Annotated in this window: 15 protein-coding genes; 9 read left to right on the plus strand and 6 right to left on the minus strand. The window is 68.8% G+C overall.

Annotated elements, in window-relative coordinates; all coding sequences use genetic code 11:
- The first annotated feature begins 6 nt into the window (after positions 1–6).
- A complete protein-coding gene (locus ACW175_RS23405) occupies positions 7–687 on the plus strand; it encodes an LON peptidase substrate-binding domain-containing protein (RefSeq protein WP_492102302.1) in 681 nt (226 codons plus the stop codon).
- A 9-nt stretch (positions 688–696) separates the two neighbouring features.
- Positions 697–897, plus strand: a complete 201-nt coding sequence (locus ACW175_RS23410) for a Trm112 family protein (RefSeq protein WP_492102303.1) — start codon at positions 697–699, stop codon at positions 895–897.
- Positions 898–1,026: 129 nt separating this feature from the next.
- Here the strand turns inward: ACW175_RS23410 and ACW175_RS23415 are convergent, their stop codons facing one another.
- Positions 1,027–2,298, minus strand: coding sequence for a UbiH/UbiF/VisC/COQ6 family ubiquinone biosynthesis hydroxylase (locus ACW175_RS23415; protein WP_492102304.1), 1,272 nt, complete (start codon positions 2,296–2,298; stop codon positions 1,027–1,029).
- A 46-nt stretch (positions 2,299–2,344) separates the two neighbouring features.
- Positions 2,345–3,040 carry a MarC family protein gene (locus ACW175_RS23420; protein ID WP_492102305.1) on the minus strand — a complete coding sequence of 232 codons (696 nt, stop codon included), beginning with the start codon at positions 3,038–3,040 and terminating at the stop codon, positions 2,345–2,347.
- Between the two features lie 84 nt (positions 3,041–3,124).
- Between ACW175_RS23420 and pyrF the strand changes: the two genes are divergently transcribed.
- Positions 3,125–3,826, plus strand: coding sequence for an orotidine-5'-phosphate decarboxylase (gene pyrF, locus ACW175_RS23425; protein WP_492102306.1), 702 nt, complete (start codon positions 3,125–3,127; stop codon positions 3,824–3,826).
- Between the two features lie 149 nt (positions 3,827–3,975).
- On the opposite strand, the gene ggt is transcribed toward pyrF, so the two are convergent.
- Positions 3,976–5,670, minus strand: a complete 1,695-nt coding sequence (gene ggt, locus ACW175_RS23430) for a gamma-glutamyltransferase (protein WP_492102307.1) — start codon at positions 5,668–5,670, stop codon at positions 3,976–3,978.
- A gap of 115 nt (positions 5,671–5,785) precedes the next feature.
- Here ggt and ACW175_RS23435 point away from each other — a divergent pair, with 115 nt between their 5' ends.
- Positions 5,786–6,196, plus strand: coding sequence for a DUF1801 domain-containing protein (locus ACW175_RS23435; RefSeq protein ID WP_492102308.1), 411 nt, complete (start codon positions 5,786–5,788; stop codon positions 6,194–6,196).
- A 7-nt stretch (positions 6,197–6,203) separates the two neighbouring features.
- On the opposite strand, the gene ACW175_RS23440 is transcribed toward ACW175_RS23435, so the two are convergent.
- The 3 genes from ACW175_RS23440 to ACW175_RS23450 all read right to left on the minus strand — a co-directional run bounded on the left by ACW175_RS23440 (position 6,204) and on the right by ACW175_RS23450 (position 10,025).
- Entirely contained in the window at positions 6,204–9,215 is a 3,012-nt protein-coding gene (locus ACW175_RS23440) for a DUF2339 domain-containing protein (RefSeq protein WP_492102309.1), read from the minus strand.
- Between the two features lie 94 nt (positions 9,216–9,309).
- Positions 9,310–9,741, minus strand: coding sequence for an ester cyclase (locus ACW175_RS23445; protein WP_492102310.1), 432 nt, complete (start codon positions 9,739–9,741; stop codon positions 9,310–9,312).
- A 38-nt stretch (positions 9,742–9,779) separates the two neighbouring features.
- On the minus strand, positions 9,780–10,025 hold the full coding sequence (locus tag ACW175_RS23450; RefSeq protein WP_492102311.1) for a DUF1674 domain-containing protein: 246 nt from the start codon (positions 10,023–10,025) through the stop codon (positions 9,780–9,782).
- A gap of 91 nt (positions 10,026–10,116) precedes the next feature.
- On the opposite strand from ACW175_RS23450, the gene ACW175_RS23455 reads away from it, so the two are divergent.
- From ACW175_RS23455 to ACW175_RS23475, 5 genes are all read left to right on the plus strand, one after another.
- On the plus strand, positions 10,117–11,400 hold the full coding sequence (locus ACW175_RS23455) for an RsmB/NOP family class I SAM-dependent RNA methyltransferase (RefSeq protein WP_492102312.1): 1,284 nt from the start codon (positions 10,117–10,119) through the stop codon (positions 11,398–11,400).
- Positions 11,401–11,435: 35 nt separating this feature from the next.
- Positions 11,436–12,095, plus strand: coding sequence for a ribulose-phosphate 3-epimerase (gene rpe / locus ACW175_RS23460; RefSeq protein ID WP_492102313.1), 660 nt, complete (start codon positions 11,436–11,438; stop codon positions 12,093–12,095).
- 9 nt (positions 12,096–12,104) lie between these two features.
- Positions 12,105–13,835, plus strand: coding sequence for a heparinase II/III family protein (locus ACW175_RS23465; protein WP_492102314.1), 1,731 nt, complete (start codon positions 12,105–12,107; stop codon positions 13,833–13,835).
- A gap of 5 nt (positions 13,836–13,840) precedes the next feature.
- Entirely contained in the window at positions 13,841–14,125 is a 285-nt protein-coding gene (locus tag ACW175_RS23470) for a hypothetical protein (RefSeq protein ID WP_492102315.1), read from the plus strand.
- A gap of 97 nt (positions 14,126–14,222) precedes the next feature.
- A complete protein-coding gene (locus tag ACW175_RS23475) occupies positions 14,223–15,269 on the plus strand; it encodes a hypothetical protein (protein ID WP_492102316.1) in 1,047 nt (348 codons plus the stop codon).
- The last annotated feature ends 543 nt before the right edge of the window (positions 15,270–15,812 follow it).

The following is a 15,812-nucleotide window of genomic DNA, read 5'->3' on the forward strand; positions in this document are numbered from 1 at the left end:
AAAGGGATGCAGGGGAACTACCGAAAGCTCGGTGACCTTCCGCTGGTGATCCCGGTGTTCCCGCTGGACGGGGTCCTGTTGCTGCCCGGCGGCCATTTGCCGCTGAACATCTTCGAGCCGCGCTATCTGAACATGCTGGACGACGCCATGTCGGGCGAGCGGATCATCGGCATGGTCCAGACCCGTCCGCAGGCTCCCGGCAAGGAAGACGATCCGCATCGGCCCATGCTGGCCCCCGTCGGCTGCGCTGGCCGGGTGACCAGCTTCGCCGAGACCAGCGACGGTCGCTACCTGATCACCCTGACCGGCGTCTGCCGCTTCAGGACCGGCGACGAACTGCCGGTGCGCACGCCCTATCGCCAGATCCGCGCCGACTTCGCCCCTTACGAATCCGACCTGCGCGAGGAACAGAGCGGCGCCCGCACCGCCGCCGACATCGATCGACTGCTGGGCGCCCTGCGCCGCTATCTCGACCACCGGGGCCTGGCCATCGACTGGACCGACGCCGAGAGCGCGCCGTCCGACGCCCTGATCAACAGTCTGGCCATGGCCCTGCCCTTCGACCCGATGGAAAAGCAGGCCCTGCTGGAGGCCGAGACCATCTTCGAACGCAAGGCGACCCTGACGACGCTGCTGGAGATCGACGCGGCCTCGGGGGACGATGACGAACCCCATTCGATCCAGTAGACACGGCCCATGACTCAAGACGCCCCTGCTCCGACCATCGATGTCGACCCGCGCCTGCTGGAAGTGCTGGTGTGCCCCGTGACCCGCGGCACGCTGGAATATGACCGCGCCAAGGGCGAGCTGATCAGCCGCTCGGCCAAGCTGGCCTATCCGATCCGCGACGGCGTGCCGATCATGCTGCCGGAAGAGGCGCGCGAACTAGAAGCCTAGCGCCGAGTAGATGCTCCCCCGTAATACGGGGGAGCTGTCGCGAAGCGACTGAGGGGGCTAGTGCGGCATGAGTCCAGCTTGCCCCCTCCGGCCCTCTGGGCCACCTCCCCGCGACGCGGGGGAGGATCTTTAAAGACTCACGCCCCGCAGCAGCTTCGGCAGATCCCCCACCCCGCCGCCGGCCTCGTGCATGAAGAACCGACGCGCCGGCGCGATGCGGTTGACCACGGCCAGCCCCGCCCCGCGCGCGACGCGCAGCAGCGGATTGTCGTTCGAGAAGATCCGCACGAAGGCGTCGAAGGCCAGGGCGTTGGTGACCGTGTCGAACCGCCGCCAGCGGGCGTAGCGCTCCAGCACCGCCTCGGCGCCGATGTCCTCGCCGTTGCGCACGGCTTCGACCAGCACCTCCGCCAACGCCGCGGCGTCCTTCAGGCCCAGGTTCAGGCCCTGCCCCGCGATCGGGTGAACGCCATGGGCGGCGTCGCCGATCAGGGCCAGGCGCGGAGCGGTCACGCGCTCGGCCAGCAGCAGCGACAGCGGATAGACGAAGGTCGGCCCCTCGATCGTCACCGCGCCCAGGAACTCGCCGAACCGGCGCATCAGGTGGGCGTGGAACGCCTCGGGCGAGGCGTTGCGCAGGGCCTCGCCGCGCGCGGTGCTCTCGGTCCAGACCAGGCTGGCCCGGTTGTCGGTCAGCGGCAGGATGGCGAACGGGCCGCTGGGCAGGAAATATTCATGGGCCACGCCCTCGTGCGGACGCTCCATGCGCACGGTGCAGACGACGCCCGACTGGCCGTAGCCCCAGCCGATCTCGCCGATGCCGGCCGCCCGGCGCAGCACCGAGCCGCGCCCCTCGGCGCTGACCGCCAGCGGGGCCGACAGCACGCGGCCGTCCGACAGGGTCAGCTTCGCGCCCCCCGCCTCGACCGCCAGGGCCTTGGCCGCCATCGGGGCGATGACAGGGATGCCCTTGTCGATCACCGCCTGGGACAGGGCCGCGCGGATCTGGCGGTTCTCGATCAGATAGCCCAGCGGCTCGCCATCGATCCGGCCCGAGATCTCGCCGCTGTCGAACCGCAGGAAGGCCGGCGAGGGCTTGCGGGCGGCCGCTCCCGGGGTACGGCCGTCGGTGACCAGGATCTGCTCGATGCGCTGGGCGTGCGGGGCCAGGGCCTCGCCCGCCCCAATCGCGCGCCACTGGCGGAAGCTGGAATAGGCGATCGCCGAGCTGCGCCCGTCGAAGGTCGGGGCCAGCTGGGCCTCGAACGGCTGGGGGTCGACCAGGAGCGGCCGTAGGCCCCCTGACGCTAAAGCAAGCGCCAGGGTGGAGCCGGCCATGCCGGCGCCGGCGATGATGACGTCAGCGTCGTGCCGGGAAGCGTCGGGGACGGAAGCGCGCATGGCGGGGATATGGCCGCGCGCGACCGAGGCTGTCCAGACCGCGCGGCTACTTAGCGGTCGCGTAGGGGGCCTTGGCGTCCTGCCGGACCAGGCCGCGCGTGGCGTCGCCCACGCCGATCAGCACGAACTGCACCGCCAGGGCGCAGAGAATCAAGCCCAGGACCCGCACCACGATGCTCATGCCGATCCGGCCCAGGATCCGGCTGATCAGCGGCGCGGCCCAGAACACCGCCACCATAACCACCGACACCGCCGAGATCACCGCCACGCCCAGACCCAGGCCCGCCCAGCCGAACGGCTTGGCCTCGGCGGCGTAGATGATCACGGTCGAGATCGCGCCCGGACCGATCAGCAGCGGCATGGCGAACGGCACGATCAGCCGCTCGAAGCGCTTCTGGGCGTAAACCCGGGCCGACTGGCCCTCGATGCCCTCGGCCGCGTCGGCGAACATGGTGGTGAAGTCGTCGCGCAGCATGTCCAGGCCCAGAATGAACAGGATGACGCCGCCGGCGATGCGGAAGGCCGGCATCGAGATGCCGAAGAAGGCCAGCAGGCCCACGCCCGTGAAGAAGAAGAAGATCAGGAAGGCCGCGACGAACAGGCCGATATAGACGGCCACCATCCGCCGGCCCGCCGCGGCCGCGCCCAGGGTGGCGGCGGCGAACAGCGGCACGTTGCCGATCGGGTCGATCAGGGCGAACAGCGCGACGAAGAAGTTGACGGCGAGTTTGGCCTCGGTCATTCGACGTCCTTACCTTTCAACGCGCCGGATCCGCGCCCTTCCTAGGGCGGACGATCGCGCGCGCCAACCCCTGGGGGCAAAGACATGACCGCCGATCCGCGCCTGATCGTTCCGCTGGACCTGCCCACCGTCGACGACGCCCGCGACATGGTCCAGCGCCTGGGCGACGCGGTGTCGTTCTACAAGATCGGCCTGGAGCTGCTGGCCAGCGACGGCATGGCCCTGGCCCGCGAACTCAAGGCTTCGGGCAAGTCGATCTTCCTGGATTGGAAGCTGCACGACATCGGCGCGACCGTGGAGCGCTCGGCGCGCGTCCTGGCCCAAAGCGGCTGCGACCTGCTGACCGTCCACGCCGAGCCGCAGGTGATGACCGCCGCCGTCAAGGCGCGGGGCGACTCGAGCCTGAAGATCCTGGCGGTGACCGTGCTGACCAGCCTCAACGACGCCGACCTGATCGAGATGGGCTACGCCTTCGGGGCCCGCGATCTGGTCGAGCGCCGCGTGCGCCAAGCCCTTGAAGCTGGCGTCGATGGTGTCGTCTCCAGCCCGCACGAAGCCGCCCTGGCCCGCGAGATAGCCAACAAGGCCGGGCGCCCGGACTTCCTGATCGTCACCCCCGGCGTGCGCCCCTTCTGGTCGGCCAAGAACGACCAGGCCCGCGCGGCCACCCCCGAGGCCGCCATCCGCGCCGGCGCCAGCCACCTGGTCTGCGGCCGCCCGATCACCGCCGCCAACGACCCGCGCGAGGCGGCGCTGAAGGTGGTCGCGGAGATCAGCGGGCTGTAGGCTCAGCACAGGCCCCCACCTGACCTGCTCGCGCAGGTCTGTCCGCCCCCAAACGGGGCGGAGAAGAAAGCTCCGCCTCGCGGGGGTAATCTCCTCCCCCTCTTGGGGGAGGGGGACCGGCGAAGCCGGTGGAGGGGGCCAGCGCAGGCCTATTTCACCACCAGCGCCACGCCGCGCGCTCGCGGATCCGCCTCCGGCACGGGCGTCTTGCCGACGATCTGAATCGCCTCCATGTCGCCGCTGAAGTCCTCGACCCACTTGTAGCCGCGCGTCTCCAGCGCCCCCTTCAGAGCGGCGGAGGGTGGGGCGGACGGCTCGTAGAAGATCACGTTCTCCGGCAGCAGCTGGTGGTGGAAGCGCGGGGCCTTCTGGGCCGCCTTCAGGGTCAGGTCGTAGTCGTAGACATTGGCCAGCACCTGGAACACCCAGGTGAAGATCCGCGAGCCGCCCGGCGTGCCGATGACCATGGCCGGCTTGCCGTCCTTGACCAGGATGGTCGGGGTCATCGAGGACAAGGGCCGCTTGTGGGGCGCGATGGCGTTGGCGCTGCCGCCGACCACGCCGAACATGTTGGGCGCGCCCGGCTTGGCCGAGAAGTCGTCCATCTCGTCGTTCAGCAGGAAGCCCGCCCCCTCGACCACCACGCCCGAGCCGAACCAGCCGTTCAGCGTATAGGTGTTGGAGACGGCGTTGCCCCACCTATCGACGATCGAGAAGTGGGTGGTCTGCGGCTTCTCCAGGCCCGGAACCACCGCCTTGGTCGGCGACGGCCTGTCCGGATCGACCTCGCGGGCGCGCCGGGCGACATAGGCGGGGTCGATCAGGTTGGACACCGGAACCTTCACGAAGTCCGGATCGCCCAGATATTCCGCGCGGTCGGCGTAGACGCGCTTTTCGATCTCCGCCAGCAGGTGGATGTACTGTGGATCGTTGAGGCCGACGCCTTTGAACTTCGGCGCCAGGTCCTGCTTCATCAGCAGCATCTGCATCAGGGCGACGCCGCCCGAGCTGGGCGGCGGGGCGGTGATGACGTCATAGCCGCGCCACTTGGCGGTGACCGGCGCGCGCCAGACGGCCTTGTAGCCCGCGAGGTCTGCCTTGGTGATCAGCCCCTTCACCGACCCGCGCCCCATCTGGGCGACGATCAGGTCGGCGGTCTCGCCCTCGTAGAACGCCTTGTCGCCGCCCTTGGCGATCCGCTCCAGGGTGGCGGCGAGCTCGGGCTGCTTGAACAGCGTCCCAGCCCTATGGGGACCGAAATAGGCGCGGAAGTTGGTCTTGGCGAACGGCGGCGGGACCTCGCCGGTCAGCATGCCTGCGAACTGGTCGTTCACTTCGAAACCGTCGCGGGCGTGGCGGATGGCCGGGGCCAGGACCCGCGCCCAGGGCAGCTTGCCAAAGCGCTTGTGGGCCATGGCCAGGCCCCGCACCGTGCCCGGCGTGCCAGCCGCCAGATTGCCGAACAGGGACAGGCCCTCCACCGGCTCGCCGTCCTTACCCAGGTACATGTCGGCCGAGGCCGCCGCGGGGGCCGTCTCGCGGTAGTCGAGGAAGTAGGGCTTGCCGCCCACATACAGGGTCATGAATCCGCCGCCGCCCAGGTTGCCGGCCTCGGGATAGGTGACCGCCAGGGCGAAACCCGTCGCCACCGCCGCGTCGACCGCGTTGCCGCCCGCTTTCAGGATCTCCTCCGCCGCCAGCGCCCCGTAGCGGTCCGGCGAGGCCACGGCGCCGGCGGTGAGCACCGGGACGGCTTTGGCCGGCTTGGCGAAGGCGGCCGGGGCGAGGACGGCTGGCGCGAACAGCAGCAGGGCGGTCGCGAGGAACTTGGCGAGCAGGCGCAAGGGATGTCTCCGGCGATGAGGCGGCCACGCTAGCCGATACGGTTCGCGGAACAATGGTTCTTGACGCGCTCCACGCCCTGGTCTTGCTGATGGACGAACTTTCTGGAGGAACGCCGTGAAGAGCACTCGACCCGAGGACGTCGGCGTCCCCGCCTCCATCCTCATCGACCGCGCCATCGCCGCGATCCCCGACTGGCGCGGCCAGACCCTGGCCCGCCTGCGCGCCCTGATCCTCGAGGCCGATCCGGACGTGGTCGAGGACTGGAAGTGGGGCAAGCCGGTCTGGTCGCACGACGGCCTGATCTGCACGGGCGAGGTCTACAAGGCCGTGGTCAAGACGACCTTCGCCCATGGCGCGGCGCTGGAAGACCCGACCAAGCTGTTCAATTCCAGCCTGGAGGGCAATGTCCGCCGCGCCATCGACTTTCCGCAGGGCGTCGAGATCCCGGCCGAGGCCTTCAAGGCGCTGTTCCGTGAGGCGGTGTCGTTCAACATCGCCAAGGCCAAGCCTAAGAAGAAGGCCTGAGGCGCGTCTAGGCCTCGAGATCCTCCGCCGGACGACGCCGCGCGTTCAGGCGGCGGGCCAGCAGGGCGCCGCCGATGAACAGCGCGCCGACGGCCAAGAACGAGGCCGCGCGGGTGACGCCTTCCAGTCGCGCCAGATCGAACAACACCACCTTGGCCGCCGTGAACAGCAGCACCGCCAGGCCCGCCCAGCGCAGGACGCCATCCTTGCGCGCCGCGCCCAGTCCCAGCACCGCCAGGCCGAACACCGCCCAGAGCGCCGAAAAGGTCCAGGTCTCCAGGCCCGCGTTGCCGGTGGCCGCGCGCAGGTCGCCGCCGTGGAAGGCATAGCGGATCAGCAGGGTCAGCAGCACTAGCAGCGTGCCGACCGCCATCGCCAGGGCGGTCCTGTCAAACGGTCGGTCCGCGCGCCTAAGGCTCAGCATCGCCACCGCGCCCAGGCCGTAGAGGCCAAACAACAGCAACGCCGCGCTGGCCGGCGCCAGCGGCTGGCTCATCGGCCCCCACCAGGGACTGGCGCGGACGCCGAACACAAGACCGGCGACGATTAGCGCCAGCCAGCCGAAGACCGGCCCGATCCGGGCGAGCCAGGCGGCTCCGGCGCGTCCGGCCAGGCTGGGCGCGCTCAGTTGACGGGCGGCGAGCAGGGCGAGGATGGCATAGGCCGTCCCCTCGGCCCGACCGATCGGCGCGGGATCCATCGCCGCGCCGTGGAACAGGTGGCGCAGCGCCAGCACGGCCCACAGGAGGGCGAAGAGCGGAATGGCCAGGACCCAGCTCTTGGTCCAGCGATCCTCCGCCGGCTTGCGTCGCCAGGCGATGGCCGCCAGCAGGCCGGCCGGCGCCAGGTAGGACAGGATCAGGGTGTTCAGCACTGGCGGCCCGGCGGGGGGCTCGCCCTCGCCCCACCAGGGGTTCCAGACCAGGCCTTGCAGCAGGACCCCATGCGCGACGCCCAGGCTCACCACGATCACCGTGCGCCAGCGCGTGATCGGACCATCGTCAGGGCGCTGGCGCAGCGCCAGCAGCAGGCCCGTGCTCAACAGCATCAGGGTGCGCAACGAGGCTTCCAGCAGACCGTTGAGACCTTCGGCGCGCGGACCCGACAGAACCACATGCAAGGCCGCGAACAACGCCAACAGCAGCATCAGCAGACCGGTCGCGCGCTGGGCCTCGACCTCGTTGCGGACGGCCTCGCCGCCGCCCTTCCAGATCATGGCGGAAGAGACCGCCAGCAAGCCGGCGGCCACGACGCTGACGGTCAGCAGCGTCGCCGGCGGCAGGCGCCCGTCCAGGGCAGGGCCGATGAAGTTCGGTTGCAGCATGGCGATGAGCGCGATCAGGCCGCCCACCACGCTGGCGGGGGCCAGGCCTCGCCAGGGCAGACGCCAGGCGGCGACGGCGAGGGCGAGAGCGGCCAGGCCGAAGGCGGCGGGCTCCACCCGCAGCGCGACGGCGGCGTGCACGGCAAGGAAGGCCATCTCGGCGGCCGCCGCCAGCCACAGCGCCAGGCCTCGATCCGTCGAGGCCTGTTCCACCCGGCGCGCGATCAGAACCGCGGCGCCGAACAGGGCCACCGCCAGGATCGCGGCCGGAGCCCAGCCGAAGTCGATCTTCGCCGCGTGCAGGATCGGCCAGGTCAGGCTGGCCAGGATCGCCACGCCGATCCCGCCGATGGCCAGGACGCGGGTGCGCTCGATGGCGGGGCGGCTTAGCGCCAGCCAGAGCGCGACCGCCGGGATCAGGGCGGTCAGGGCGTGCTGCCACGGCAGCTGCGCGGCAAAGGCGGGCGCGCGCACGGCGATGGCCATGGCCAGAAGCTGACAGAGGATCGCCATGGCGACGGGCAACGCGAACAGGCCCGGGCGGATCATGTTGCGGATCGCCAGAGCCGCCGCCAGGACGATCAGAAACCCCGACATCAGGATGGCGATCGGCAGGTGTCCCGTCCCGATGGGAGCCGAGAACCAGAGGCCGAACGACGCCAGGCTGGCCAGCACCAGCGCCAGGGCGGGCAGACCTTGGAAGTCGCTTCCGGCGGGATCCCCCGCGTCGTCGCGACGGAAGCGGCGTCGCCACAGCGTCGCGACGAAGGGCCCGCCGGCGGCCAGGATCTGGATGATCACCGCCGCGACGGTGCGATGTTGGTCGATCGGAACGCCGCTCAGCAGCAGCAGGCCGACGATCGTCGCGCCGCCCGCCTTGCCCCAGCGCCGCAGGGCCGAGATCGAGAACCCCGTCGCGCCGATCAGCACCGCATAGGCCGTCAGGGCCAGCGGCGACCAGTGCGGCAGACCGGTGAAGGCGGGCGTCGCCACGGCGCCGACAAGGGCCACCAGGGCCAGGGGCTCGCCGTGTCGCAACGACAAACTCAACAGGCCCAGGGAGACGCCGGCGGCCAGGATCGCGGCCACGCTCAGCGGGATCAGGTGGTAGAGCCCATGGGCCGCGCAGACCGCGCCATACAGGGTGACCGCCCCGGCCCCGGCCGAGACGGCGGCGGCCAGCAGGTGGCGACCGCCGGCGATCGACGGCGTCTGGCGCAGGATCCATTCGCTGGCGCCCAGCATCGCCGCGCCCAGGATCACGGCCAGGGCGATACGGAATTCGGGAATGAACAGCCCGCGCTGGGCGGCGTAGGCCACCAGCAGCAGGCCGCCCAGCGCCAGACCGCCACCGCCGATCCAGGCCAGGCCGTTCTCGGACAGCCACGTCGAGACCGACTCGCGGTTGAACCGGGGCGGCGGTGGAGCCAGCGGAGACGGAACGCGGTAGGTCGCCTCGGGCTCGGGCGCGGGAGCGCTGGGCTGGACAGGCTCTGGGACGACTTCCGGCTCAAGCGAAGGCGGACGCGCCGCCATCAGCTCGGCGATCACCGAGGTGTCCGGGGGTGGCGGGGCAGGCTCGCGGGCCATGCGCCGCGCCGAGTCGGCGGCGTCCAGCCGTCGCTCGAGCGCCCGGAGCTTCTGGCCCTGTCGATAGATCCAGGCGCCCAGGGCCAGGATCACCAGCCATTCCATGTCGTGCGTCCCGTCCGACGAATTGAGCGACCTTGTCTTGGTATGCGAGGACGGCGCTCAATGAAACCTTAAGTCGCAGCTCCCCCCCCCGCCCTCACCCCAGCTCCAGCGCCCGCAGCACCGCGAACTGGTCGTAGTAGGGCCGCTCGCAGATGATCTTGTCGGCGCCGGGCGCGAACTCGAAACTGGCGGCCATGCGGATGCGGAAGGCCTTGCCGGTCGGCTCCACCGTGCGGCCGGGGATCTTCAGCGGCCCCAGATGCGTGCCGGTCAGCCAGAACTCGACCAGCACCGTGTCGCCGGCGTGGGCGATGGCGATGACCTCGTTGCCCTGGTCCGGGAACGGCGTGCGCGAGGCGGCGAAATAGCCGCGCACGGCGGCCTCGCCATCGAACACCGCGCCGCCGCCATACATTTCGTAGCGGGGATGCTCGAAGGTGGCGATCACCGCGTCCCAGTCGTGGACACACTCCAACGCCATGTGGTCGCGCACCACCTGGATGCGGCGTTCAGCAAGGTCTTCCAAGACTTTCGCTCCCTTTGTTTCGGAGGAGCCTGACAGTCTCAGAAGTCGACCGCCACGCCCTTCTTCTCCCAGTCGCCGAAGCGGGTCGGCTCGGGGCCTTCGCGGCCGCCCTTTTCCAGCGGCAGGGCGGCGGCCTCTTCAGCGGCGCGGCGGGCGGCGGCCTCTTCCAGCGCGCGGCGGGCGGCGGGGCTCAGAGCCTTGCCCGGCGCGGCGCCGGGGACTTCGCCAGGGAGGTCGGAAGCGGCGATTTCAGGCGATGGGGACGCGTCGGAGGGCTCGGACATGAGCGGATTCTAGCATTTTTCGTCCGTCTCGCCGCGCGATTTTTCCGCAAGACGCTTGCGCTCGCCCTCGCCTTTGGGGCACGGCGGGGCGGTGACTCAAGAACTGAACGACGGCCTCCCCGCCCGGGAAGCCGCCCTGACCCTGATCGACGCGGCCCTCTCGCGCCGCGGCGGCATCGATGAAGCCGCCTCCGCCAACGGTTTCCGCTTCCTGGAGCCGCGTGAGCGGGCCTTCGCGCGCGCCCTGGCCATGGCCGTGCTGCGCCACCTGGGCCCCATCGACCGCGCCCTGGCCGCCAAGCTGCAGAAGGCCCCGCCGGATCGGGTCATGCACCTGCTTCGCCTCGGCGCCGCCCAGGCCTTCTATCTGGAGGTTCCGGCCTTCGCCGCCGTCGCCACCTCGGTGGAACTGGCGGGCGCCAACAAGGCCAGCCGCCCGTTCAAGGGCCTGGTCAACGCCGTGCTGCGCGGCCTGCTGCGCGATCCGCCGCCGACCAACGATCCGACGCTGCTGGCCCCGCCCTGGCTCTATTCGCGCTGGGTCGCCGCGTTCGGCGAGGCCACGGCCCGCGAGATCGCCGGCCAGATCGCCCTTGAGCCGGCCACCGACCTCTCCCTGAAGCCATCCGCCGACGCGGCCGTCCTGGCCGAGGCCCTGGAGGCCGAGATCCTCGACGGCGGCACCCTGCGCGTGCGCCGCAAGGGCGATGTCGCCGCCTGGCCGAACTTCGAGGACGGGACCTGGTGGGTGCAGGACGCCGCCGCCGCCGTTCCCGCGCGCCTGCTGGACGTCAAGGCCGGCGAGCAGGTGCTCGACCTCTGCGCCGCGCCCGGCGGCAAGACCCTGCAGCTGGCCGCGGCCGGCGCCAGCGTCGTGGCCCTGGACCGTTCGGCCGCGAGGCTCAAGCGTGTTGCCGAGAACCTCGAGCGCATGGGCCTGACCGCCGAGATCGTCGCCGCCGACGCGGCCGTCTGGGAGGACGCGCGCACCTTCGACGCCATCCTGCTGGACGCTCCGTGCAGCGCCACCGGCACGTTCCGCCGCCATCCGGACGTGCTGTGGGCCGCCCGCCCCAGCGACGTCGCCAGCCTGGCCGGCGTGCAGGCCAGGATCCTCGACAGCGCCGCCGATCGCCTCAAGCCCGGCGGGCGCCTGGTCTACACCGTCTGCTCGCTGGAGCCCGAAGAGGGCGAGGCCCAGGTCGAGGCCTTCCTGGCGCGCCGCGAGGACATGGCGCTGGAGCCGATCACCGCCGGCGAAGGCGGGTCTCCCGAGGCCAGCCTGACCGCGCGCGGGACCCTTCGCCTGCTGCCGCATCACCGCGACGGCGGCCAGGACGGCTTCTTCGCGGCACGCTTTCGCAAAGCGAAATAGCTGACAGAAGCGGCGGACGCGGTTATCCCAGGACCATGACCGCGCCGCTTATCGCCCCCTCCATCCTCGCCTCCGACTTCGCCAAGCTGGGCGAGGAAGTCGCCGCCATCGAGGCGGCCGGCGCCGACTGGGTCCATGTCGACGTGATGGACGGCCATTTCGTGCCCAACATCACGCTCGGCCCCGACATCGTCAAAGCCATCCGGCCGCACGCCAAGATCCCGTTCGACGCGCACCTGATGATCAGCCCGGCGGATCCTTACCTGGAGGCGTTTCGCGCCGCGGGCGCGGACCTGATCAGCATCCACCCGGAAGCCGGGCCGCACCTGCACCGCTCGCTCAAGCGCATCCGCGAGCTGGGGGCCAAGGCCGGGGTGGTGTTCAACCCGTCGACCGGCCTGGACCACGTCGAGTGGATCCTGGAGGACGTCGACCTGCTGCTGGTCATGTCGGTCAATCCCGGCTTCGGCGGCCAGAGCTTCATCCCCGGCCAGCTGCGCAAGGTCGAGGCCCTGCGCAAGCTCGTGGACAAGGCCGGCCTGGACATCATCATTGAGGTCGACGGCGGCGTGACCCCGGCGACCGCCCCGCAATGCGTCGCGGCCGGCGCTACAGCCCTTGTCGCCGGCTCGGCGGTGTTCAAGGGCGGTCCCGCCGCCTATGCCGACAACATCCGCGCGCTGAAGGGCGGCTGACCCCACACGATGGCCGTCAAGCGTTCCGCCAGCGGCTCGAAATCACCCGCGCTTCCGCGCGGCGGCGGCGTCCTGTGGAAGGCCATCGGCGCCGAGCTGGCCGGCCATGTCGCCCGCGAGTGGTACGGCTCGGGCCCGCACCGCCTGCTGATCGCCTTCCCCCGCCCTGAAGGCCTGGCCGCCCGTCCGCACGAGCCGCGTCCGGTCGATCCCGAGCATGGCAAGAAGATCCTGGCCGGAACCCTGACCCTGGACGGCGGATCGCTGCGCCTGGGTCCGGACGGCGACCCGTTCGACACCGCCAGCCCCTCGCGCCGCTTCGCCATCAGCCTGCACCGGTTCGACTGGCTGCCGGACCTGGCCGCCGCCGGCTCGGACGGCGCCCGCCGATCCCTGCGGCTGATCGACGACTGGCGGCGGGTGTTCGGCAAGTGGAACGCCTTCTCGTGGAGCCCTGAGTGCCTGGAGCGCCGGGTCTTCCACCTGGCCTGCGCCGCCAAGACCCTGGCCACCGAGGGCAGCGACGCCGAGATCGCCGACCTGACCCGCGACCTCGCCCGCCAGGCCCGCCACCTGGTCGAGATCACCGCCGCCCCCGCCCGCATCCTGGAGCGCGCCGCCGTCGCCACCCTGGCCGGCTGCGTCCTGGCCGGCAAGCCGGGCGAGCGGCTGATCGACAAGGGCCTGAAGGCCCTGCTGCGCCACCTCGACCGAATGGTGCTGGCCGACGGCGGCCACGCCACGCGCTCGCCCGAGGCCGGCGTCGAGCTCCTCTTCGACCTCTTGACCCTGGACGACGCCCTGGGCCAACGCGGCCGGCCCAGCCCCGAGGCCCTGTCGCGAGCCATCGACCGCCTGTCCAGCGCCGCGCGGTTCTTCACCCTGGGCGACGGCCACCTGGCGGCCTTCCATGGCGGCGAGGCGATCGCCCAGCCGCGCATCGCCGCCGCCCTGGCCCATGACGACGCCGGCCCGCGCCCGCTGAACGCCGCGCCGCACAGCGGCTATCACAAGATGATCGGCGGCGGCATCGAGCTGATCGCCGACTGCGGCCCGCCCCCGGCCGGACCCCTGAGCGTCGCGGCCTGCGCCCAGCCGGCCGCCGTCGAGATCGTCTGCGCCAAGGACCGCCTGATCACCAGCTGCGGCTGGAGCCCCGAGGCCACCGGCGCCAACGCCTTCCGCCTGTCCGACGCGGCCTCCACCGTCTCGGTCGGCGACGGCTCGGCCGGCCGGCCGCTGTCGGGCTTCCGCGCCAAGGCCCTGGGGCCCTGGCTGGTCGACGGCGCCCTGCAGGTCGAGGCCAAGCGCCACGACGACGTCGGCGGGGTGTGGCTGGACATCGTCCACGACGGCTGGCGCCATGTGGGCCTGCAGCACGCCCGTCGCCTGTTCCTCGACGCGGTCAATGACGAGCTGCGCGGCGAGGACAGCCTGACCCCCTTCGCCGGCCCCGCCGACCCCAATGGCCCGCGCCGCTACCTGCCGTTCGCGGTGCGCTTCCACCTGCACCCGGAGGCCCGCGCCTCGATCGCCCGCGACGGCAAGAGCGTGCTGATCCGGGGGCCCAGCAACATCGGCTGGTGGCTGCGCAACGACGCCGTCGACGTCGAGATCGCCCCCACCGCCCACTTCGACCACGGCCTGGCCCGCAAGGCCGGCCAGATCGTGCTGAAGAGCCAGGTGCGCCCGGAAGTCGGGGCCAAGATCCGCTGGAAACTGACCCGGGCGGAGGGGTAGGGCCGATGGGCTTCGATCGCAGGCCGCCGCTGGACCCTGGCCGGGCGCGGCACGTGCCAGACTATACGGCCGACGAGGTGTCCGAGGTTTTTGACGCCCTGACGGCGGACGCGCCGGAGATCCTGGCGGTGCTGGAGCGGGAGGCGCGGGAGCCCGGGAGCGTGGCGTCGGGGGACTATGACGACGCCTACGACCGGATGCTGACGTACCTGTTCGAGCGGGGGTACGTGCACACGCATATCGAGATGGCGATGGTGTTTCGGGCGGTGCGGGAGCGGGTTGGGGGTTAGCGAACGAGAGAGTCAGCCCGAGGCGGCTATTCGCGAAGACATTTTCCCTGACCGTTAGGTCACTGCCCTTTTAAAGCGGATGCTATGGTGCAAGGTCATGTTTGATCGTGTTTCAATCAGTAGAGACGTCTTAGACGTTGGCGAAATTGCGGACGCCATGGCCTACTATGGCACGACCCACATTCAGTTGAAATCCGATAGTTTACGCCAATTTATTTCTGACTTTGGCCTAGACAATTTATTCCGTGCGCTTGAATCTAATAGATTGGTTGCAAACTATTCGCGAGGAATGTTCGGAGTTACTGAACACCGCGAGGGGAAAAATTCGTTCTTCGAAGTAAAAATCATTAGCCGCGCTGGAACTCGCCCGTATGCGGCGGAATATGCTCGATACACGACTCCTCAAGAGGAGATCACTTTAAATTTTTTAAAATGGTTCGGAATAACCAGAAATAATAGACATATCGCTAATCGTCTAATCGATTTAATGAATTTCGACAACGCAATTTCATTAGCTCACAAATATACAATGAAAGAAATTTCCGGAGATAGAGCACTAGATGCGGTAAACGCATCTTTGCAGGAATACGACAACAAAACGTCTTGCACAAAATTTGACGTAAAATTCGGAAAAAATGATGAAATATATATCGATACTGATTTGAATATTGAAGAACTTTCTGAGTTTGGCATCCCTAGAAATATGTCCAACATTATTGCAAACATACATTCAAATAACATTGATCTAGTTCGATCGTCCGACGGCCTGACAGATCTATGGATAGAGCCGAGATATTCCAGGGCCCTGTCTTATAAAATAGATTCCATAATAAGGAGAACAGATCATCCAAAAAGATCGATAGAGGCCTTTCAGACCTCCGTTCTTAAATATGGAAGCTTTGGAGATGTTATCCGGAGCGGGCAACGCGACATGGGGCAACTTCTTGATATACTTGAAAATTATGACAGCATAAAATTTCAGTCATTTCTAAGATCAAAACCACCGTCATCAGATCTTTGTACTGAATATTATAAATCTACAATGTCTGCGGAGGAAAAACCTCTTCACCAGTGTATAAGTTTGCAAAATTTATATTTTCAACAGCGGCCGATATGGTCGTCGGTGGAGCCCTCGCATCGGTAGGGGCGGGAGCGCTAGAGCAAACAGCGATTAACGCCGCAAAGGAAGTCGTCGTTGACTCGTTGGAAGGACACATAGATCGCAACCTTAAGATAGGCTGGCACCCCAACCGTTGGGTTGCGAACGTCGCCATGCCGTTTGTTCACGGCGACTAAGCTTCGACCGCCCCACGGGCGGAGCCCGCCTTAAATCTCTTGGAGGCTGCAGCGTGCAGGGCTGTCCAGGTCAGTCAAGGACGGCTTCGCCGCCGCGCGCGGCCGCTCGGAGAGCGGTCCTTGAGTGACCTGGACAGCCCTGCGATCGTCTCGCCGTGAGATGTAAGGGGGGCGCTCTTCCGGGGCGGAAGGGCTTTTCACTGAGCCTAAAAACATCCCGTCATTCCCGCCCTTGTGGCGGGAACCCCTCTGTCCGCCGCAGGTGCGGAGGTGTGGCGGGCCGGCCCGCCAAGGCGTCTCACGTGTCAGCTGAACCAGGGGTTCCCGCCACAAGGGCGGGAATGACGGTGGAAGGGGCGGTGAGCCTATGGGGATTGAGCGCCCTCTATCC

The sequence above is a fragment of the Caulobacter sp. FV1ye6ST genome, assembly GCF_058681225.1.

Excerpts from the sequence above, each read along its gene's own strand:
- ACW175_RS23405 (WP_492102302.1), top strand. The coding sequence starts at position 7 with ATGCAGGGGAACTACCGAAAGCTCGGTGACCTTCCGCTGGTGATCCCG.
- ACW175_RS23410 (WP_492102303.1), top strand. The coding sequence starts at position 697 with ATGACTCAAGACGCCCCTGCTCCGACCATCGATGTCGACCCGCGCCTG.
- ACW175_RS23415 (WP_492102304.1), bottom strand. The coding sequence starts at position 2,298 with ATGCGCGCTTCCGTCCCCGACGCTTCCCGGCACGACGCTGACGTCATC.
- ACW175_RS23420 (WP_492102305.1), bottom strand. The coding sequence starts at position 3,040 with ATGACCGAGGCCAAACTCGCCGTCAACTTCTTCGTCGCGCTGTTCGCC.
- pyrF (WP_492102306.1), top strand. The coding sequence starts at position 3,125 with ATGACCGCCGATCCGCGCCTGATCGTTCCGCTGGACCTGCCCACCGTC.
- ACW175_RS23440 (WP_492102309.1), bottom strand. The coding sequence starts at position 9,215 with ATGGAATGGCTGGTGATCCTGGCCCTGGGCGCCTGGATCTATCGACAG.
- ACW175_RS23450 (WP_492102311.1), bottom strand. The coding sequence starts at position 10,025 with ATGTCCGAGCCCTCCGACGCGTCCCCATCGCCTGAAATCGCCGCTTCC.
- rpe (WP_492102313.1), top strand. The coding sequence starts at position 11,436 with ATGACCGCGCCGCTTATCGCCCCCTCCATCCTCGCCTCCGACTTCGCC.
- ACW175_RS23465 (WP_492102314.1), top strand. The coding sequence starts at position 12,105 with ATGGCCGTCAAGCGTTCCGCCAGCGGCTCGAAATCACCCGCGCTTCCG.
- ACW175_RS23470 (WP_492102315.1), top strand. The coding sequence starts at position 13,841 with ATGGGCTTCGATCGCAGGCCGCCGCTGGACCCTGGCCGGGCGCGGCAC.
- ACW175_RS23475 (WP_492102316.1), top strand. The coding sequence starts at position 14,223 with ATGTTTGATCGTGTTTCAATCAGTAGAGACGTCTTAGACGTTGGCGAA.